Origin of the sequence: Kitasatospora papulosa, from assembly GCF_000717245.1 — a bacterium.
GTDB classification, from domain to species: domain Bacteria; phylum Actinomycetota; class Actinomycetes; order Streptomycetales; family Streptomycetaceae; genus Streptomyces; species Streptomyces papulosus.
This window is the reverse complement of record NZ_JNYQ01000003.1, coordinates 266596-286769: the sequence shown is the minus strand read 5'-3', so window position 1 is coordinate 286769 and position 20174 is coordinate 266596. Positions and strand designations below refer to the sequence as shown.

Sequence of the window (20174 nt, the reverse complement as noted above, 5' to 3'; positions counted from 1 at the left end):
AGGCACACACCATGAATCCGACCAGCGGCCCCGGCGAGGAGCCGGCCGGCGCCCCGCGGCCGGTCCGCCGCGCGGTGCTGCGCGCCGTCTTCACCGCCGCAGTGCTCGCCGGGACCGGCGGCGCGCTGGCCCCGGTCCTCCTCCAGGGCCAAGGCCCGGGAGGCCCGGGCCAGGAGCGCGACGCCGTGGGGCCCGAGCGGTTCTCCGAGCTCTACAAGGGCCGCGAGATCCGGGGCACGGCCACCACCGTGGTGCCGGCCGGGGCGCAGGCACACGCCGGTACGTCCTTCGCAGCTCCCGCCGCCGACGTCAGCGTCGACGGGAGGACGCTGCACGTGATGCGGCGCGCCGACGGAAGCTACCTCAGCACCGTCACCCACTACGAGTCGTTCCCGACACTTCTCGAGACGGCCCGCGCGGCGGTCGACGAACTCGGCACCGCCCAGTTGTCAGCCGTCTCCCCGCACACCATCTGAGACCTAAGGACGAGGGTGCACAGCCGCAAGAATCAGCGCGACCTCACGCGCACCGAGAAGAAACGCCTGGTCGACGCGATCCTGGAACTCAAACGCTCGGGCCGTTACGACGACTTCGTCACCCTGCACCGGCAGTACTACGTCACCGACGGCGAGAGCAGGCCCCGTCCCGCCCACATGACCCCGTCCTTCTTCCCCTGGCACCGTCAGTACCTCCTGGAGTTCGAGAAGGCGCTGCAGTCGGTCGATCCCCGGGTGTCGGTCCCGTACTGGGACTGGACGCGGGACAACACGGCGAAGTCCTCCCTCTGGGCCGAGGACTTCCTGGGCGGCAACGGCAGGCCCGGCGACCGGCAGGTCATGACCGGACCGTTCGCCTACCGGCGGGGAGGCTGGCGCATCCGTGCCGAGGTCACCGACGACCACTTCCTGCGGCGCAACTTCGGCCGGCCCTCCGCACCCGTCACCCTGCCCGGCGCGGCGGAGGTGGACCGCGCGCTGGGCGACCCGGTGTACGACACCGCGCCCTGGAACAGCGTCAGCGCCACCGGCTTCCGCAACAGGATCGAGGGCTGGGGCATCAGGGGCGGCCGGGGCATCGCCAACCACAACAAGGTGCACCGCTGGATCGGAGGGTCGATGGCGGGTGCCGCGTCCCCCGACGATCCGGTCTTCTGGCTGCACCACGCCTTCATCGACCTGCTCTGGTCCCGCTGGCAGAAGACGCATCCCCGCGCCCGCTACCTGCCGGCCCGCGCGCTCCCCGCCGACGACCCGCAACGGGACCGGATCTTCCCGCTCGACCGGCCGATGCCTCCCTGGGACGTGGCCCCCTCCCAGCTCATGGACCACACACGGCTCTACCGGTACGTCTGAACGACGCGGGCCGTCCCCCGGAACGGAACCGGGCCCCCTCCCCTCGCACGAAGCGGAGGGAGGAGGCCCGACGGTGCCTCGGGGAGATCAGTGGCCGTAGCCGTACTCGTCCGCCTTGGCCTCCTGGTGGTCCGAGACGTTGGCGCAGGTGTTGCCGAACGCCGGGTTCAGCAGCGCGATCACGTTCACCGTGTTGCCGCACACGTTGACCGGGATGTGCACGGGCACCTGGACGGCGTTGCCCGAAAGGACACCGGGGGAGTGGGCCGCCACGGCCTCCGCTCCGGAGTCGGCGGTGGCCATGCCGGCACCGCCGGCGATCAGGGCACCGGTACCTGCCATGACGGCGGCCACCTTCGAGATACGCGACATCAGTTCTCCTTGAGAGGGTCGAAACCGGCCACCTGGAGTGCGGCCGGCATGCTCTGACAACGCGGAAGTCGACAGACGGTAACGGATCGGATGAAAAGTCATCATCTCGGCTCAAGTCCGTCCGATGAACGCCATTCCGGCCGCCGGAAGTTCGCTCAGCCGGCCGCGCCAGTCCCGCGCGGCGGGAACCCGGGACTTCACCGCCCCGGCTGCCCGGTCCCGTACGGTCAGCTGCGTCTCGCGCAGCCGCAGCAGCGGCTCCAGGCCCGAACGGGCCAGCAGCAGGCGCCGGTTGACGACCGGGACGGGACCCCAGTGGTTCTTGTACTGCTCCGAGCCGCGCAGCAGACTCAGCACACCGTGGTCCAGGTCGCAGGCCTCCCGCGCGATCTCGCGCAGCAGCATCGTGGAGACGTCGACCTTCCTCTCCCTGAGCCGGGGGTGGACACCGTAGAGGTAGCCTCCGGTCAGCCGTGCCGAGCGGTAGGACAGATCGGCTGCCACCACCTCCCCGTCGAGCACGAACTCCCTGACCGAGGCCTCTCCGTCGCGCACCATCCGGCGGGCGGAGCGCACCAGGTGCGCGCAGAAGCGGGGCCGCAGGTGCTCAGGATTGACACCTCTGCCCAGCCACTGGAGTTCGTGCAGCGCGAGCAGGTTGCCGATCGCGCCCGACACCCGGTGGACCGGCGCCGGGCGGCACTCGATCCCCAACGTGTCGATCCTGCGCAGCTTGGCGCGTGCCCGCTGGGCCCGGGAACCGGTCATCCTCGCGATGAGGGCGTCGATCGGCTCCGCGGGCAGTTCCATGCACGTCGAGTCGGTGCGGCTGCTCCGCGCGCCCGGCCATGCCTCGAACAGCAGGTGCGCCGAGGCGTCGGGACGGACCTCCCGCAGGTCCACCACGGTGTGCGACGCGGCCCGGTGGAGCCCCCGCTCCAGCGCGGTGACCGCGTCCCTGGTGTCCTCGCCGTCCACCAGGATGTCGAAGAAGTCGGAGATCGCACCGCCCATCGGCACCAGCAGAGGCATCGGACGGTGGACGAGCATCAGGGGGGCCGCCCCGATCAGGCGACCGTCCCGGCGCGCCAGTACGACCCTGAGCCGGCCGGGCACTCCGTAGGAGAGCCACCACGAATGGAGCCACGCGTGGCTCTGGAAGGGCGTGGCGGTGGGGCAGCGGCGGTGCAGCGCGTCCCACTCGGCGGCCAGGTCCGCGAAGTCCGCGAGATCGCGGCAGAGGGTGACGGTCAGTCGTCCACGACGGTCGTCGTTCATCGCACGAGCTCCCTTTCACCGGCCGCGCCGCCCTGGGCGGGTCCGGGCACCTGCGCCGTGACCACGCGTCGCCCCTGGCGGGGGCGGACCAGCAGGACCAGTCCGCCCACCAGTCCGCCCGCGCTGGCGCCGACCGCCGTACCGAGCGGCGTGGAGGGGGAGACCGGATCGACCGGGGGCACGGCGTGCGAGAACTTGATCAGCTTCACCCCCGTGTCCTTCGCGACGTGCCCGCTGCTGACGACCACGGCCTCGGTCACCGCGTTGGCGATGTCCGCCGCGCGGTCCCGGTCGGCCGACGTCCCGGTCACGGCGATCATCGGCGAGTCCGGGGAGGTCTCGGACCGCACGTGGGTGCGCAGTTCGCGCACGGGCTCGCCCGCGGCGCCCTTGGCGTAGGCGAGCGTGGCGTCACTGGTGGCCAGCCGGCCGTAGGACTGCGCGTAACCCAGGGCGGCGGCCGGGTTGATGTCCTTGCCCGCGGTGACCATGGCGTAGCTGGTGGCGGCGTACTCGGGCTGGGCGAGCACACCGTAGGAGAATCCGCAGGCGGCTCCGAGCAGGACGCAGGCCGGCAGGGGCCACCGGCCGGTACGGGCGAAAGCGGGGCGGAGCGCGCGCAGCCGTCCGGCGACGGTCGGCTGCTGCTCGGGCGAGTCGGTCATGGATGTGCTCTCTCGGTCGGGGGAACGGTGACGGTGTCGACGGCCTGTGCGTAGACGTCCATGAGGCGCCGGCTGCTCAGCCGGATGTCGTAGTGGTCCACGGCGGAGGGCGGCGGCAGCCTGCGCGCGCCGCCCTCCACGTGGTGCCGCAGGGCGGCCGCCAGCTCCGCCGTGGCACCGGTCGTGCCGGAGGCCGATCCGATGCGGGTGGTACCCGGCACGCGGCCCGCCGGCAGGTCCTCGACGGCGGGGCAGGCCGCGTGCACCACGGGCAGCCCGGCGGCCAGGGCCTCGACCACGGCGAGTCCGAAGGACTCCTCGCGGGACGCCGAGACGAACAGGTCGACCGCGCCGAGCACCGCAGGGACGCCGGGAGCGCTGCCCGCCCCGCCGCACTCGCCGAGGAACCTGACCCGTCCGGTCACCCCGAGCCGGGAGGCGAGAGCCCGCAGCGGCGCGGCTTCCGGGCCGTCGCCGGCCAGGACGAGCCAGGCGTCCGGGACCGCCGCGACGGCACGGATCAGCACGTCGAAGCGCTTGCCGGGAACCAGCCGGCCCACGCCCCCCACCACGTAGGCCGCGTCCGGGAGCCCGAGCAGGGCCCGTGTGCACCGCCGCAGACCGCTGTCGAAACCGAAGGCCGCGGCATCGACGCCGTTGGGCACGGTGTGGATCCGGGCGGCCGGCACACCCCAGTCCCGCAGCCTGCGCGCGACGGTGTCGGAGACCGCGACCGTCGCCGACCCCAGCCGCTCGGTGCGCAGATAGAGCTCACGGGTGCCCCGGGTCAGCGGCCGTCCTTCGATCTCCGCGCGCCCCAGCGAGTGCTCCGTCGCCACGACGGTGGTGCCGGCCAGGCGTGCCGCGACCCGGCCATAGACACAGGCGCGGTACAGGTGCGTGTGCACGAGGTCGTAGGAGCCGCGCCGGATGAGCCGCGCCAGCCGGGGCACCGCGCCGAGGTCCCGGTTGCCCCTCATCCCCAGGTTCCGGACGTGTACGCCGTCGGCCCGCAGCCCGTCCGCGACCGTCCCCGGGTTGGTCAGCGTCACGACGTCGCAGCGCACCGGAAGGTGCCGGAGCAGCAGCCGCAACTGCTGTTCCGCCCCGCCGGCGCCCAGCCCGGTGATGACGTGCAGCACCTTCATCCGGCCTCACCCCGGTGCGCGTTCCCGGCCGAGCGGTACCGCAGCCGGTGCCGTACCTCCTTGGCCCGCAGCCGGGCGCCCCGGTCGGCATGGCTGACATGCGTGCGGGGCAGGGCGAGCGGCCCCGTGAGGGCGCCGGGTACCAGGGCGCACCCGTAGGCGTATCCGGCCTCACGCACGGACTCGGCCACCCGCCGGTCGGCGATTCCGTACGGATAGCAGAAACCGGAAGGCGCCCGGCCGGTGACGCGGCGCAGTTCCTCCCGGCTGCCGTGGGTCTCCCGCCGGAGCTCGTCGTCCGACAGCTCCGTCAGATCCCGGTGCAGCAGCCCGTGCGAGCCGATCTCCATACCCGCGGCGGCGACGGTACGGACGCCCTCCTCGGTCAGGAGCGGCCTGCGCGGACCGAGAGGGTCCCAGTCGTTGGAGCCGCCGGGCCGTCCCGGCAGGACGAACACCGTCGCGGTGCAGCCGTGGGCGAGCAGCACCGGGAGCGCCTCGTCGAGGAAGTCCGCGTACCCGTCGTCGAACGTGAGCCCGACCAGCCCGCGCTTCCCGGCGGCTCGGGCGCGCAGCAGTGCCGCGGTTCCCACACCGGTCAGCCCCCTGCGGCGCAGCCAGGTCAACTGCTCGTCGAGGCGGTCGGCGGAGACGGTGATGCCGTACGGGTCGTCCGTGGGATCGCTCACCGAGTGGTAGGTCAGGATCCACGGCCGGGACCTGACCGGGAGCGTACGGGCACGGGGTGGCGAGGTGTCAGCGGCCATGGGGGAACCTCTGTCGGATGAGAGCCAGCAGATGGACGGCTTCGGGAGCCCGGAGCACGAGGCCGGTGAGCAGGAACGTCAGGGGTACGACGAGACAGCCGGCGGCCAGCCCCGTGACCGGACCGGGCACCAGGTCCGTGGCCAGCCGGCCCGCCGCCGCCGCGACCGCCGCGGCCGCCACCGGGCGGGCCAGGGAGAGCGCGACCGTCCCGGGGCGCACGGCGACCGCTCGCGTGCCCAGTCCCAGCAGCATCAGCAGGGCGGCGGTGGTGATCCCGACGGCGTTGGCGGCCGCGATGCCTTCGACACCGTACGGACCGGTCAGGAGCAGACCGGCGGCCGTGGTGACCAGGAGACCGGCGCCCATCGCGCCGAGCGGATACCAGGTGGGCCGGCCCGCCGAGAAGTACGGACGGCACAGGGCGCCGACCAGCGTGTGGCCGAGCAGACCGAGCGCGTAGACCCGCATGACACCCGCCGTGGCGGCGGTGTCCGCGGCATCGAAGGCACCGCGTTGGAAGAGGACTTCGACGATCCGGGGCGCACAGCCGAGCACCGCCGCCGTGCCCAGCAGCACCACGGTGCCGGCCAGGGCGAGATCGCGTTCGACCCGCCGCCTGGCTCCCTCCCGGTCCCCGGCCGCCAGGGCCCGCGCGACGACCGGGAAGGTCACCGTGCAGATCATCATGGACAGCACCATCGGCAGCTGCGCGACCTTCTGGGCGTAGTTGAGATGGGAGATGGCACCGTCCGGCAGGGACGAGGCGAGGAACCGCTCCACGAAGACCTGCGACTGACGGCTCACCACGAACAGGACCACCGGGGCCAGGACCGTCGCGCCGAGAAGGGCCGACCCCCCTCCCCGCACCGTCCGCCTCCCGCTCCGGCCGGGCATCAGCCGTACGAACGTGGGAAGCAGGGGCAGCACCATCAGCAGGCTCCCGACGGCGACACCCGCGGCGGCGGCGCGTACCCCCCACACGGAGTGCAGGGCCAGGGTCATACCGATGATGCCGATGTTGTAGGCGATGTACACACCGGCCGGCGCCAGGAACCTGCCGTGCGCCCGCAGCGCCGCGCTGAAGTACCCCGTGATCCCGAAGGTCAGCACCGTGACGGCCGTCAGACGTGTGCAGTCCACGGCGAGCCGGGGGTCGTCCAGTCCCGGCGCCAGGACGCCGACGGCCCAGGGTGCGCCCCAGACCAACAGCCCGCCCGCGCACGCGAGCGCGGCGGACAGCCGGGGGAGGGTGTCGGCCACGAGGGTACGGACCGGGTCCTGCACATGGCCGCCTTCGGCCCGGCGGGTCAGCGCCAGGCTGAACGCCGGGACGAGCAGCAGCGCCATGCCGTCCTCGATCAGCAGAGTGGCGGCCATCTCCGGGACCGTCCACGCGATCAGGAAGGCGTCACTGGCATGACTGGCGCCGAAGAGCCGGGCGATCGCCTGGTCCCGGACGAGCCCCAGCAGGGCGGCGACCACGGTCAGTCCCGCCGCGCCGCCCGCCGCCCGCGCGAGGAGACGCCCCGGCCGCGTCCGCGCACCGGGCGTGGACAGCTTGTCCGCCGTCGTCCCCGGATCCGGATCCGTGGCCGTCCCGCTCACGCGTCGGCCGTCCTCTCCGTGCCGCCGAGCGCCCACCACGCGGCGAGGCCGAGCACGACGCCGGTCAGGACGGTGGAGGGACCGCCGATGTCCGCGTACAGGAAGTCGACGGTCTGCCAGGTCATCAGCCCGACAGCCGCGAGACCGCAGTCGACGGCCGCGGCCCCCGTGGCCCGGGCGAGGACCAGCCTGCGCACCCCGCCGGCCAGGAGAGCCGCCCACGAGCCCACCAGCGCGGTGAAGCCGATGAGTCCCTGCTCGCTGAGCACCAGCAGGTACATGTTGTGGGGGGAGAGCAGGGGCTGCCTGCGGAACTCCTGGCCGGCCCCCGCCGTGTCACTCCCGGCGGAGAGCCCGATCGAGGCGTGCCCGTCCCGGTGCGCCGGGAAGCCCTTGAGTCCGACGCCCGTGGCGGGGTGCTCGCGCCACATGCCTGCCGCGGCGGCCCACATGGTGTAGCGGTCGTTGACCGACCGGTCCGGGGCGCTGGTCACCTCGGTGATGCTGGTCAGCCGCTGCGAGATCATCTCGGACCCGACGCCGAGACCACCGACCAGGACGACTCCGGCGGCGCCCAGCACGGCCAGGGCACGGACGGCCTGTCGCAGGCCGGTCAGCGCGATCACGGCGAGGGCCCCGGCCGCCGTCGCGATCCACGCCCCCCGGCTGAAGGACAGCGCGAGCGGGACCACCAGCAATGCGGCGGTCACGGGAGCCCACAGCCGCAACCGGCGAGGGGTGCCGGCGGCCGGGCGGAGCGCGTACGCCGTGGCCGCGACCAGGCCGTAGCCGACCACCGTGGCCATCCCCATCACGTCACCGGGGCCGAACGTACCGACCGCGCGGACGTCCTCGCCCATGTAGGAGGCGCCGGAGCCGGTGACGTACTGGTGGACACCCGTGGCACCCTGGACGAGCGCCAGCAGGACGAGCGCGCCCGCGACGGCACGGAACCCCTGGGCGTCCCTGACCAGCAGAAGGACGGCGGCCGGCACCAGCACGAAGATCTGCAGGTACCGGACGAAGCCGGGCAGCGCCGCCACCGGGTCCGCGGCGGTGACCGTGGCCAGGGCGAGGCCCACGGCCGGCAGGCCCAGCACCACCGCCGCTGCCGGGGTGAGGGGACGGCGCCGCAGGTGGAGCAGAAGGCCCGCGCAGACGAGGACGGCCACGCCCGAGAGCAGATCCGCCGCCGGTACGCCGTACACGGTCCCGGCGCCGTCGCCCGGCAGGGCCACGAGCAGGACCGTCGCGATCAGCGGCAGTACCTGCCACCGGTGGGCCCACCCGGGAGGGCGCTCCTCCTCCTCGACGGCGGGTACGGCAGGCGCCGCGCTCACGGTGAGTGCCACGGGTCAGCTGCCTCCGAGCCGGAACACCGAGCCGGCCGTGCGCGCCAGCACGCACAGGTCCTGCCACAGCGACCACGTGTCGATGTACCTGTTGTCGAAGCGGGCGCGGTCCTCGATGGAGGTGTCGCCGCGCAGGCCGTTCACCTGCGCCAGCCCCGTGATCCCGACGGGCATCCGGTGGCGGGCCCGGTAGCCGGGGTGAATGCGGCTGAACTGCTGCACGAAATACGGGCGTTCGGGCCGTGGACCGACCAGGCTCATGTCGCCCCGTACGACGTTCCACAGCTGTGGCAGCTCGTCGAGCGACGTCCTGCGCAGCAACCTGCCGACCCGGCTCATACGCCGGTCCTCCGACACGTTCCACCGGGTGGCCGACTCGTGGGCGTCGGCGGGCCGCAGGGTGCGGAACTTGAGCAGGACGAACGGCCGCCCGTGTTCACCGATCCGCTCCTGGCGGAAGATGACACCGGGGCCGTCGGACACGCGGACGGCGAGCGCGCAGACGGCCAGCACCGGCGACGCCACGACCAGGGCGAGTCCGGCCAGCACCGCGTCCATGGCCCGCTTCACCCGGTGCGCCAAAGGCCGTCGGGATCCGGCGGACAGCGACTGCGCCGCGAAACCCCAGACATGGTCCGGTCTGCCCGTCGGCCGGACCTGCGCGACCGCGCCCTGATCGGTGATCAGCCACACCTGGCAGCCGTGCCGTCTGAACAGGGAGAGGAGTTCCGCCCCGTCCGGCGCCGTCTCCGGCGCGACCGTGAACACGGCATGCCGGACGGAGTTCTGGACGACCGCCCGGCCCGCGTCCTGCACCGACGAGAGGACGGGCAGCGCCACCCGTCCCGGCGTCTCCTCCGCTCCCGTGCCGGAGCCGGCCACCCTGCCGACCGGCCGCATCCCGTACCGCCGGTGTTCCTGCAGCACGGCGATGACGCGGTCGCCGACCGGACCCTCGCCGACCACCAGGGCCGAGCGAGGACTGCGGGCGGCCGACCACAGCCGGACCCTGTGGACGACCGCGCGGGCACTGCAGCCCACCAGGGTCTGGATGACGGCCGCACAGCCCAGGACCGTCCAACCCACGGCATCGCGCGGGTCGTCGAGCGTCACCGCCTCGGCCACGACGTACCACTGCACGACGGCCAGCCACGCCAGCGCGGGCAGATCGGCCAGGACGGACGGTGAGAGCTCCGGCCGGTAGAGACCCCGGTACGCGTGCAGAAGCAGCTGGACGGCGGCCTGTACGAGGACGACGGCCGGCGGCCACAGCCCCGGCGCGACCACGGCCACCGCCACGCCGAGCGCGAGGACGTCGGCGGCCATCAGCGCCGCCGGGGCGCGCCGCCGGGGCGCGCGTACGGCGGACCGTGGGGCCGTGGCGTCCTCCCCGCCGCTGCGGGGCGGCCGGACCGCGGTCGCCGCACGCCGTACGGCGGTCGCCTGGGCGGCCCGGGGGACAGGTGCACTCTCCGTCGTCATCGCTCGGTGCGCTTCCTCGTCGTGGAGTGGGACTGGCCGACAAGTTCCTCGTAGAGATTCAGGACCGCGCCGGCGGTCCTCGACACGTCGAAGACCGACCGTGTGCGGTGCTGCGCCGTGCGGCCCAGCTCCGACCGGAGCGCCGGGTCGCCCAGCAGCGCGGTCAGCGCCGTCGCGAGGGCCGGTGGGTCGTCGGGCGGGACGAGACAGTGGGGCAGGTGCCCGGGCGGCAGGCTCTCCCTGGCCCCGGCGACGTCGGTCAGCAGGACGGGGACGCCGCAGGCCATGGCCTCGAGGGGAGCCAGCGCCATCCCCTCCCAGCGGGAGGGGAGGACCAGGAGGTCAGCCGCGTGGATCCAGGGCCGCACATCCGCGGTGGCACCCGCGAACAGCACGTCGGCGGGTGCGGCGCGCCGCAGTTCGTCCCCGTACGGTCCGTCACCCACCAGAACCAGCCGCGCACCGGTCGCCGCTGTTGTCCGCCAGGCCCGGAGCAGTACGTCCTGGCCCTTCTGCCTGCTCAGGCGTCCCACGCACACGGCGAGCGGCACGTCTGCCGGAACGCCGTCGAGGAGGGGGAGGGCGGCCCGGGCAGCCGTCCGCGCGTCCTCACCGCCGGGGTGGAAGCGGCCGAGATCGATGCCGTTGTGGATCACCGACCAGCGTGCCGTGATGCCGGCGCGCTGTCCGGCCCCGCGCTCGGACTCGCTGACACAGAGGATGCGGTCGCTCCACCGGGCGCCGAACCGCTCCCATGCCACGGCCAGTCGGGCCGCCCTGCCCTCCAGGGCCTCGAACGACCAGGCGTGCGGCTGGAAGACGGTCGGAACCCGGCCGCGTACGGCCAGACGTCCGGCGAGTCCCGCCTTGGCGCTGTGCGCGTGGATCAGGTCGGGAGCGCACGCGCGGATCAGCCCGAGCGCGCCGGCCACCTCCCGTCCCAGCCCCGGACCCGGGGCCCGCTCAGCGGGCCACGCGCACACCCGGGCTCCGGCGGTGGACGCCCCGGCGGCCAGCGTCCCGTCCGGAGGGCAGGCGACGACGGGACGGAGCCCTGCCCGTACCTGCGCCGTGACCAGGTCGGTCACGACCCGTGCGACGCCGCCCTCCACCGGCTGGACCAGATGAAGGACTGTCAGCCGACTTCTGTCGGTGCAACTCTTCTGCAGCACACATGGCTCTCTTTCATATGCCCCCGAAGAGCCGGTTCGGGTGAACACCGGCGGCAAGGAATTTGGCGGCGGAGATCAAATGAGTAGAACGGTAAACCGAAACGCACTGTTGCAGACCGTGGGTGGGAAAACACGCAGATTCGTGCTCGTGTCCACATGGATTGACGCCCCACAGGCCGCCGACCAGAGGTTCCCTGAATCGTGCGGCGTGTCAGTCGGCAATGTCTCCCCTTGCCCGCAGCTGTGGCGCATGATGGCCGGACTGTATGTCTCTGTGCATTCCCGGGGCCGCGTATCCGGCGAACGGTAAATGCGCCGCATTCACCGGCGAGTTGCGCGGCCGAATGTCAGGCCGGGGCTGTTCCGGTCGTCCGGGCGGTATTTCCCGGCCCCTCTGCGTGCGTACGTGTTCCGCACGAATCCGCCGAACACGCCGGCGCGGCCGTGGTGTCCGCAGCGCACCGGACCGGCGCCGACCGGGCGGTGTACCCGCGCGGGGGGCCGAAGGGGCAGTATCGGGTACGACTCGTGATGATCGTCCGCCCCGTGGCGGTCCGCGAACGGCCGATGAGTACAGAGGAGAAACGATGGTTCACGAACGGGCCGGTCAGCCGGCGCAGCCCGGAGACCTGGTGGATGTGGCACGGCTGGTGACGGCGTACTACACGGTCCGACCCGACCCGGCCGAGCCCGGCCAGCGCGTGGCCTTCGGAACCTCTGGGCACCGTGGATCGGCGCTCGCGGCAGCCTTCAACGAGGACCACATCGCCGCCACCACCCAGGCGATCTGTGACTACCGGGAGCGCCAGGGCACCGACGGCCCGCTGTTCCTCGGCGCCGACACCCACGCACTGTCCGAGCCCGCCCGGATCACGGCCGTGGAGGTGCTGGCCGCCAACGGCGCCACCGTCCTCATCGACAGCGACGACGGCTACACCCCCACCCCGGCCGTCTCGCACGCGATCCTGACGTACAACCGTGACCGCACGGGCGGCCTCGCCGACGGCATCGTGGTCACGCCCTCGCACAACCCGCCCGCCGACGGCGGTTTCAAGTACAACCCGCCGCACGGCGGTCCGGCCGGTTCGGACGCCACCTCCTGGATCCAGGACCGGGCCAACGCCCTGATCGAGGGAGGGCTGAAGGAGGTCCGGAGGATCCCCTACGCCCGGGCGCTCGCCGCGGAGACCACCGGACGGCACGACTTCCTGACCGGTTACGTCGACGACCTCCCCGCGGTCCTCGACCTGGACGCCGTACGCGATGCGGGGATCCGGATCGGTGCCGACCCGCTCGGCGGCGCCTCGGTCGCCTACTGGGGGCGCATCGCCGAGCGCCACCGGCTCGACCTCACCGTGGTCAACCCGCTCGCCGACCCCACCTGGCGTTTCATGACGCTGGACTGGGACGGCAGGATCCGCATGGACTGCTCCTCGCCGTACGCCATGGCCTCCTTGATCGAGCGCCGCGACGCCTACACCGTCGCCACCGGTAACGACGCCGACGCCGACCGGCACGGCATCGTCACGCCGGACGGCGGACTGATGAACCCCAACCACTACCTCGCCGTCGCGATCCGGTACCTCTACGCGCACCGTGAGGGATGGCCCGCCGCCGCGGGCATCGGCAAGACCCTGGTCTCCTCCTCCATGATCGACCGCGTCGCCGCCGATCTGGGACGGCGGTTGGTCGAGGTCCCGGTCGGCTTCAAGTGGTTCGTCGACGGTCTCTACGACGGAACACTGGGGTTCGGCGGCGAGGAGTCCGCGGGGGCGTCCTTCCTGCGCCGCGACGGCCGGGTGTGGACCACCGACAAGGACGGAATCCTGCTCGCGCTGCTCGCCTCGGAGATCACCGCCGTCACCGGCTCCACCCCCTCGCAGCACTACGGTGAACTCACCGCCAGGTTCGGGGATCCGGCCTACGCCCGGGTCGACGCCCCGGCGACCCGTGAGGAGAAGGCGGTACTGGCCCGGCTCTCCCCTGAACAGGTCAGGGCCGGCACGCTGGCCGGCGAACCGATCACGGCCGTGCTCACGGAGGCGCCCGGCAACGGCGCGGCCCTCGGAGGACTCAAGGTGTGCACCGACAGCGCGTGGTTCGCCGCGCGCCCCTCGGGCACGGAGGACGTCTACAAGGTGTACGCGGAGAGCTTCCAGGGGGCCGAGCACCTGGCAGAGGTCCAGGACGAGGCACGCGCCCTGGTCTCCGACGCACTCGGCGCCGCGGGCTGAGCATCCCCCTCCCGTGTCCGGCACCGCCGGACACGGGAGGCGGGCAGGCCCCAGGCCGCTCAGGCGTCGGGCACGGTGTGCCTGACCTGCTGGAGGAAGGCGGCGTTGTCGGGAGTCCTGCGGATCCTGTCCAGCAACGCCTCCAGCGTGGCCTGGGCGTCCCTCGTGCGCAGGGCACGCCGTAGGCCGCGCACGGCGGCCAGGTCGGCCGGGGGCAGCAGGAGTTCCTCGCGGCGGGTGCCGGACGGCGTGACGTCGACCGCGGGGAAGACCCGCCGGTCGGCCAGTGCCCGGTCGAGACGGAGCTCCATGTTGCCGGTGCTCTTCAGTTCCTCGAAGAAGTAGTCGTCGGCGCGGGAACCGGTCTCCACGAGCACGGTCGCCAGGATGGTGAGCGATCCGCCCTCCTCGGCGAGCCGTGCCGCCCCGAACAGCTTCTTGGGCCCCATGAGCGCCGCCGCGTCGACGCCGCCGCTCAGCGTCCGTCCGCCGGCGCCGGCGCTGTTGTTGTGAACGCGGCACAGCCGGGTCAGGGAGTCCAGCAGGACGACCACGTCCCGGCCCTGCTCGACCAGGCGCTTGGCACGTTCCACCGCGAGGTCCGCGAGCGCGACGTGCTCCTTTGCTGGCCGGTCGAACGTCGAGGAGTAGACCTCTCCCCGCACCGAACGGCGCATGTCCGTGCCCTCCTCCGGGCGTTCGTCCAGGAGCACCACCATCAGATGGCACTCGGGGTGGTTCTCTGCGACCGACGCGGCGATCTGCTGCAGCAGGACGGTCTTCCCGGTCTTCGGCGGCGCGACGATCAGGCCGCGCTGGCCCTTGCCCACCGGTGCCAGGAGGTCGATGATCCGCGGGGCCGGGCCGCCCTCCGGGCGCTCCAGGCGCAGTCGCTCCCTGGGGTGCAGGGGCGTCAGATCGCGGAAATGCGGCCGGCCCCGGAGCGTGTGAGCGGGGCGGCCGTTGACGGTGTCCACCCCGGACAGGGCGCGAGGGCGCTCACAGGTCCCTTCGACGAGGTCGCCCCTGCGCAGGCCGTACCGCCGGATCAGCGCGGGCGGCACCTGGACGTCGCGTGAGGAGGGACGGGCCCCGTCGGCGTGCAGCACGCCGTGTCCGCCGGCCCCGGTGTCGAGGACACCGAGGGTACGGACGGGCTGATCCTGGGAGGTGACGGGACGTTCGAGTGTGCTGGTCATGGTGTGGTCCTTTCGCGGACATGGCGCGTGAGGGGTCCGGCGAAGGCGAGGCGGTGTGATCACGCCTCGTACGACGGGCACGAGAAGCCCGGACCGGACGGAAAAGGTGATGCGAGAAGCTGATCGCCGGTCGTCGAGGACGGGCGTAACAGCGAAGGGGAAGCACCGGCGCCCGAACCGGGCGTTCACGTGTGCTGCTCGCACCGTACCACGCGATGTGGCGAACGGGAAGAGGCGGGGCGCGTCACCGCGTGCGGTGCGCCCCGTTCCGCCGGGACCGGGCGGGGACGGCGTACGGCCCCCGCCCGGTCTGTCCTCAGCGTTCGCCGCGAAATGCCCTCAGGATCTGCTCGGCGGCCAGCGTGGCCGTCAACTCGCCTGCGCGTACCTGTTGTTCGAGCTCCGGGGTCAGGGTGCGTACCGCCGGATGGCTGCGCAGGCCGTCCAGCAGCTCGTCGCGGACCATCGCCCAGGTCCAGTCCACCTGCTGCTCGCGGCGCTTGGCCGCCAGCCGCCCGGTGGACTCGAGGAGCGTACGGTGCTGTTCCAGCCGTTCCCACAGGGCGTCCAGCCCGGTCGACTCCCTGGCGCTGCACGTCAGCACCGGGGGAGTCCAGGCCGCGTCCACCGGGTGCATCAGCCGTAGCGCTCCCGCCAGTTCACGCGCCGCCGCGCGGGCGTCGCGTTCGTGCGGGCCGTCGGCCTTGTTGACCGCGATGGCGTCGGCCAGCTCCAGGACACCCTTCTTGATGCCCTGCAGCTGGTCGCCCGTACGGGCCAGGGTGAGCAGCAGGAAGGTGTCGACCATGTTGGCGACCGCCGTCTCCGACTGCCCCACGCCCACGGTCTCCACCAGCACCACGTCGTAGCCGGCCGCCTCCATCACCACGACGGACTCGCGGGTCGCCTTGGCCACCCCGCCGAGCGTCCCCGCGGTGGGGGAGGGGCGTACGAACGCCCTCGTGTCCACGGCCAGCCGCTCCATCCGGGTCTTGTCGCCCAGGATCGAACCGCCCGTACGGCTGGACGACGGGTCCACGGCAAGCACCGCGACCCGGTGCCCGAGCCCCGTGAGCAGGGTGCCGAGGGCGTCGATGAAGGTGGACTTGCCCACCCCAGGAACCCCGCTGATCCCGATGCGCCGCGCCCGCCCGGAATGGGGCAGCAGCTCACTCAGCAACCGCTGCGCCTGCACCCGGTGGTCGGGACGGGTCGACTCGACGAGAGTGATCGCGCGGGCCACGAACGCCCGCTTCCCGCCGAGCACGCCCTCGGTGTAGGCGCCGATGTCGATCTCGGTGTGTCGCGCCATCCGTCAGCGGCTCACAGCTCGTGGCCGAGCGCGGCACCGAGCCGCGTGACCAGGTCGTGGGCGGCGTCCGGGATCACCGTGCCGGGCGGGAACACCGCGGCGGCACCCGCCTCGTGCAGCGCGTCGACGTCCGCCGGCGGGATCACCCCTCCCACCACGATCATGATGTCCTCCCGGCCCTCCGCGGCCAGTTCCTCACGCAGTGCCGGCACCAGCGTGAGGTGACCGGCGGCCAGCGACGAGACGCCCACGATGTGCACGTCCGCCTCGACCGCCTGCCGGGCTACCTCACCCGGCGTCTGGAACAGCGGGCCGACGTCGACGTCGAAACCCAGGTCCGCGAAGGCCGTCGCGATGACCTTCTGACCGCGGTCGTGCCCGTCCTGGCCCATCTTGGCGACGAGGATGCGCGGACGCCGCCCCTCCGCCTCCTCGAAGTCGTCGACCAGAGCGCGTGTGCGGTCCACGGACGGGGACTCTCCTGCCTCTTTGCGGTACACCCCGGAGATCGTACGGATCTGGCCCGCGTGCCTGCCGTACACCTTCTCCAGCGCGTCCGAGATCTCCCCCACCGTCGCCATCGCCCGGGCGGCGTCGACCGCCAGCGCCAGGAGGTTGCCCTCGAGACCCGGCCCGGGGTCCCGCTCCGCCGCGGCGGTCAGGGCGGCCAGCGCGTCCTGGCAGGCCGATTCGTCGCGCTCCTCACGCAGCCGGCGCAGCTTCTCGATCTGCTGGGCGCGCACGGAGGTGTTGTCGACCTTGAGCACGTCGATCTCCTCGTCGGTCTCCACCCGGTACTTGTTCACCCCGATGACGGGCTGGCGCCCGGCGTCGATCCGCGCCTGCGTCCGGGCCGCCGCCTCCTCGATCCGGAGCTTCGGGATGCCCGCGTCGATGGCCTTGGCCATCCCGCCGGCCGCCTCGACCTCCTCGATGTGCTGCCAGGCCCGCCTCGCCAGGTCGTGCGTCAGCCTCTCGACGTACGCACTGCCTCCCCAGGGGTCGATGACCCGGCAGGTGCCGGACTCCTGCTGGAGCAGCAGCTGGGTGTTGCGGGCGATCCGGGCCGAGAAGTCCGTCGGGAGGGCGAGCGCCTCGTCGAGCGCGTTGGTGTGCAGCGACTGGGTGTGCCCCTGGGTCGCCGCCATCGCCTCGACGCAGGTGCGCGTCACGTTGTTGAACACGTCCTGCGCCGTCAAGGACCACCCGGACGTCTGCGAATGGGTGCGCAGGGAGAGCGACTTGGCGTTCTTCGGGCCGAACTCCCGGACCATCTTCGCCCACAGCAGGCGCGCGGCCCGCAGCTTCGCGATCTCCATGAAGAAGTTCATGCCGATCGCCCAGAAGAAGGAGAGGCGCGGGGCGAACGCGTCCACGTCGAGGCCCGCGGCCTGCCCGGCCCGCAGGTACTCCACCCCGTCGGCAAGGGTGTAGGCGAGCTCCAGGTCGGCCGTGGCCCCGGCTTCCTGGATGTGGTAACCCGAGATGGAGATGGAGTTGTAGCGGGGCATCTTCTGCGAGGTGAACGCGAAGATGTCGGAGATGATCCGCATCGAGGGGGCGGGCGGATAGATGTAGGTGTTGCGGACCATGAACTCCTTGAGGATGTCGTTCTGGATGGTCCCGGCCAGCTTCTCGGGTGCGACCCCCTGCTCCTCCGCGGCGACGATGTAGAGGGCGAGCACGGGAAGCACCGCGCCGTTCATCGTCATCGACACCGACATCCGGTCCAGCGGGATGCCGTCGAAGAGCTGGCGCATGTCGTAGATCGAGTCGATCGCCACACCCGCCATGCCGACGTCACCCGTCACCCGGGGGTGGTCGCTGTCGTAGCCGCGGTGGGTGGGCAGGTCGAACGCGATCGACAGCCCCTTCTGCCCGGCCGCGAGGTTCCGCCGGTAGAAGGCGTTGGACTCCTCGGCTGTGGAGAACCCGGCGTACTGACGGATCGTCCAGGGCTGGTTCACGTACATCGTCGGGTACGGCCCGCGCAGATACGGCGCGATGCCCGGGTACGTACCGAGGGAGTCGAGCCCTTCCAGATCCCTGCCGGTGTAGAGCGGCTTGACCTCGATGCCCTCCGGGGTCTCCCAGAGCAGCTCGTCCTCGGACCGGCCGGCCGACTCCTTGACCGCGGTGCGCCACCGCTCCTCGGACACCTCGGCGGGAGCGTCTCCCGCCAGGGGCACGTCGGAGAAGTCCGGCACCACGGGCACGTCGGTCCCGGTCGTCTCAGGGGTCTGCATCACGCCACTCCCATGCGGTCGAGTTCGGAGGAGAGAACGGCGACCACGTCGCATCCGGCGAAGACGTGGACGTCGGCGCCCGCGTACTCGGCGGGGCGACCGGCCAGGAAGACCTGCTCGGCGCCGGCCGCCCGCAGGGCCGCGGCGACGTCGTCGGCCTGTTCGGCGTACAGGGCCTCGGTCGAGCACAGGCAGGCGATGCCCGCGCCGCTGGCGGCGAAGGCCGCGGCGGCGGTCGACGCGTCCACGGAAGCCGGCTCGTGGACGGGCTCGATGCCGCCGGACAGGAAGAGATTCGCCGCGAAGGAGGCACGGGCCGTGTGCACCGAGGCGGGACCGAGAGCGGCGAGGAACACCTTCGGGCGGCTGCCCGTGGCCGCGAGATGCGCGTCCGACCTGGCCCGAAGCGTCTCGAAGGCTTCGTCGCGCCGGACCGTGGGCAGCCCGCCGCGGGCCGGCCCCGCCGGTGCGGTCTCGCGCTCGACCGGCCGCTCGTCGAGTGCCGGGAACTCGCTGACCCCGGTGACCGGTTCCTTACGGCGCGCCAGGTCCTTGCTCCGGGCCGCCCAGGTGGCCGCGAGCCGCTCCTGGACCATGCCCGACCGCAGCGCGCCGGCCTGACCGCCGGCCCGCTCGATCTCCTGGAAGAACGCCCAGGCGGACGAGGCGAGTTCGTCGGTCAGCCGCTCGACGTACCAGGACCCGCCCGCCGGGTCCGTCACCCGGGCCAGGTGGGACTCCTCCATCAGGATCGTCGAGGTGTTGCGGGCGATCCGCCGGGCGAACGCGTCCGGAAGCCCGAGCGCGTGGTCGAACGGCAGCACGGTGACCGACTCGGCCCCGCCGACGCCGGCGCCCAGACAGGCCAGGGTCGTCCGCAGCATGTTCACCCAGGGGTCACGGCGCGTCATCATCACCGACGACGTCACGGCGTGCTGGCGCTGCGCACCGGCGTCCGGAGCCCCGCAGACCTCCGCTACCCGGGCCCACAGCCGCCGGGCCGCACGCAGCTTGGCGATGGTCAGGAACTGGTCGGCCGTCGCCGCGTACCGGAACTCCAGCTGTGCGCAGGCCTCCTCGACGGAGAGCCCGGCCGCCGTGAGCTCCCGGAGGTAGGCGACGCCCGTCGCCAGCGAGAGCGCCAGCTCCTCGGACGCCGAGCCGCCCGCGTCGTGGTAGGGCAGCGCGTCCACGGCCAGGGCGCGCAGCCCCGGGTACAGGCGGGAGCACAGGAGCGCCCAGTCGACGGCGGTGCCGAGCTCCGGCTCCGCACCCGTACGGGCAGCCTGACCGAGCGGATCCACCCCGAGGCTGCCGCGCGCGGCCTCCTTCGAGAGTCCCCGGGCCTCGTACAGACCCAGCAACTCCCGTACGGCGGGGTCGGGATCGGCCCCCGCGTCGAGCACCAGGGGAGCCAGGTCGAGGTGGACACCCTCCAACGCCCGGGCGAGGCCCTGGACCGGAACACCACCGGGCCCGCCGACAGCCAGCCAGAGCGACGTGACACCGTTCTCCAGGTCGCCGAGCAGGGCCTCGTTCAGGCGTACGGGATCGGCCAGTTCGTGACGCTGGCGCACGTCCCAGCCGTCCGTGGTGTTCCCCGTGGCCCTGCTGCCCCGGGTGAAGGGGGCGAAGCCGGGAAGACCGGGGTCCGGTGACGCGTCGGCGGAGGTGTACAGAGGGCGGACCGTGAGTCCGTCCTCGATCGAGGTGGACAGTGCTTCCTCTGCTGCCGCGCCCGCGACGTCCTTGCCCGACCTGCGCAGCACGCCTTCGACGAGGCTCTGCCACTGATCGTGGGAAGGGTCGGTGAACTCGGCGGCCGGAGAAAACCCGTCAGCAGGCAGGACCGTCATGCTCAGATGCTAGGTCAGCACTCTGGAGCGCAGCAGGGCAACTGGCTGTGACCTTGCACTCTCCGAAATGTGCGGGATCTCCCGGGTGGGCGGGCCTTGTCCTCGGGCCGTGAGGGGGAGGGCGGAGCCCGGC

The 20174-nt window shown here is 72.6% G+C and carries 16 protein-coding genes; 3 read left to right on the top strand and 13 right to left on the bottom strand.

Annotated elements, in window-relative coordinates; all coding sequences use genetic code 11:
* The first annotated feature begins 11 nt into the window (after window positions 1-11).
* Together IA22_RS0109780 and IA22_RS0109775 are read left to right on the top strand one after the other, a co-directional pair.
* Complete coding sequence (locus IA22_RS0109780) at window positions 12-476, top strand: tyrosinase family oxidase copper chaperone (protein ID WP_014157950.1); 465 nt, start codon at window positions 12-14, stop codon at window positions 474-476.
* A gap of 15 nt (window positions 477-491) precedes the next feature.
* On the top strand, window positions 492-1352 hold the full coding sequence (locus tag IA22_RS0109775; protein WP_030123342.1) for a tyrosinase family protein: 861 nt from the start codon (window positions 492-494) through the stop codon (window positions 1350-1352).
* 87 nt (window positions 1353-1439) lie between these two features.
* On the opposite strand, the gene IA22_RS0109770 is transcribed toward IA22_RS0109775, so the two are convergent.
* The 9 genes from IA22_RS0109770 to IA22_RS0109730 form a co-directional block, all read right to left on the bottom strand.
* Window positions 1440-1724 carry a chaplin gene (locus IA22_RS0109770; RefSeq protein WP_015575906.1) on the bottom strand — a complete coding sequence of 95 codons (285 nt, stop codon included), beginning with the start codon at window positions 1722-1724 and terminating at the stop codon, window positions 1440-1442.
* A gap of 111 nt (window positions 1725-1835) precedes the next feature.
* On the bottom strand, window positions 1836-3002 hold the full coding sequence (locus IA22_RS0109765) for a GNAT family N-acetyltransferase (protein WP_030123341.1): 1167 nt from the start codon (window positions 3000-3002) through the stop codon (window positions 1836-1838).
* Window positions 2999-3667: a YveK family protein gene (locus IA22_RS0109760; protein WP_030123339.1), complete on the bottom strand. Its 669-nt coding sequence runs from the start codon at window positions 3665-3667 to the stop codon at window positions 2999-3001. The genes IA22_RS0109765 and IA22_RS0109760 overlap by 4 nt, the downstream gene beginning before the upstream one ends.
* A complete protein-coding gene (locus IA22_RS0109755) occupies window positions 3664-4815 on the bottom strand; it encodes a glycosyltransferase (protein WP_030123337.1) in 1152 nt (383 codons plus the stop codon). Before IA22_RS0109755 ends, IA22_RS0109760 begins: the two co-directional genes overlap by 4 nt.
* Window positions 4812-5582, bottom strand: a complete 771-nt coding sequence (locus IA22_RS0109750) for a polysaccharide deacetylase family protein (protein WP_030123336.1) — start codon at window positions 5580-5582, stop codon at window positions 4812-4814. Before IA22_RS0109750 ends, IA22_RS0109755 begins: the two co-directional genes overlap by 4 nt.
* A complete protein-coding gene (locus tag IA22_RS0109745) occupies window positions 5572-7188 on the bottom strand; it encodes a lipid II flippase MurJ (protein ID WP_030123335.1) in 1617 nt (538 codons plus the stop codon). Before IA22_RS0109745 ends, IA22_RS0109750 begins: the two co-directional genes overlap by 11 nt.
* Window positions 7185-8540: an O-antigen ligase family protein gene (locus IA22_RS0109740; protein WP_030123334.1), complete on the bottom strand. Its 1356-nt coding sequence runs from the start codon at window positions 8538-8540 to the stop codon at window positions 7185-7187. The genes IA22_RS0109745 and IA22_RS0109740 overlap by 4 nt, the downstream gene beginning before the upstream one ends.
* A 3-nt stretch (window positions 8541-8543) precedes the next feature.
* Window positions 8544-10022: a sugar transferase gene (locus IA22_RS0109735; RefSeq protein WP_030123333.1), complete on the bottom strand. Its 1479-nt coding sequence runs from the start codon at window positions 10020-10022 to the stop codon at window positions 8544-8546.
* Window positions 10019-11194 carry a glycosyltransferase family 4 protein gene (locus IA22_RS0109730; RefSeq protein WP_030123332.1) on the bottom strand — a complete coding sequence of 392 codons (1176 nt, stop codon included), beginning with the start codon at window positions 11192-11194 and terminating at the stop codon, window positions 10019-10021. The genes IA22_RS0109735 and IA22_RS0109730 overlap by 4 nt, the downstream gene beginning before the upstream one ends.
* Window positions 11195-11781: 587 nt before the next feature.
* Here IA22_RS0109730 and pgm point away from each other — a divergent pair.
* A complete protein-coding gene (pgm, locus tag IA22_RS0109725; RefSeq protein WP_030123331.1) occupies window positions 11782-13428 on the top strand; it encodes a phosphoglucomutase (alpha-D-glucose-1,6-bisphosphate-dependent) in 1647 nt (548 codons plus the stop codon).
* Window positions 13429-13487: 59 nt separating this feature from the next.
* Here the strand turns inward: pgm and rho are convergent, their stop codons facing one another.
* The 4 genes from rho to mutA form a co-directional block, all read right to left on the bottom strand.
* Window positions 13488-14627: a transcription termination factor Rho gene (gene rho, locus IA22_RS0109720; protein WP_030123330.1), complete on the bottom strand. Its 1140-nt coding sequence runs from the start codon at window positions 14625-14627 to the stop codon at window positions 13488-13490.
* Between the two features lie 316 nt (window positions 14628-14943).
* Entirely contained in the window at window positions 14944-15939 is a 996-nt protein-coding gene (gene meaB, locus IA22_RS0109715; RefSeq protein ID WP_014157963.1) for a methylmalonyl Co-A mutase-associated GTPase MeaB, read from the bottom strand.
* A gap of 11 nt (window positions 15940-15950) precedes the next feature.
* Window positions 15951-18185 carry a methylmalonyl-CoA mutase gene (gene scpA / locus IA22_RS0109710; protein WP_030123329.1) on the bottom strand — a complete coding sequence of 745 codons (2235 nt, stop codon included), beginning with the start codon at window positions 18183-18185 and terminating at the stop codon, window positions 15951-15953.
* Window positions 18185-20041 (bottom strand): methylmalonyl-CoA mutase small subunit, encoded by a 1857-nt coding sequence (gene mutA, locus IA22_RS0109705; RefSeq protein WP_030123328.1) that lies wholly within the window; start codon window positions 20039-20041, stop codon window positions 18185-18187. Before mutA ends, scpA begins: the two co-directional genes overlap by 1 nt.
* Window positions 20042-20174: the final 133 nt, after the last annotated feature.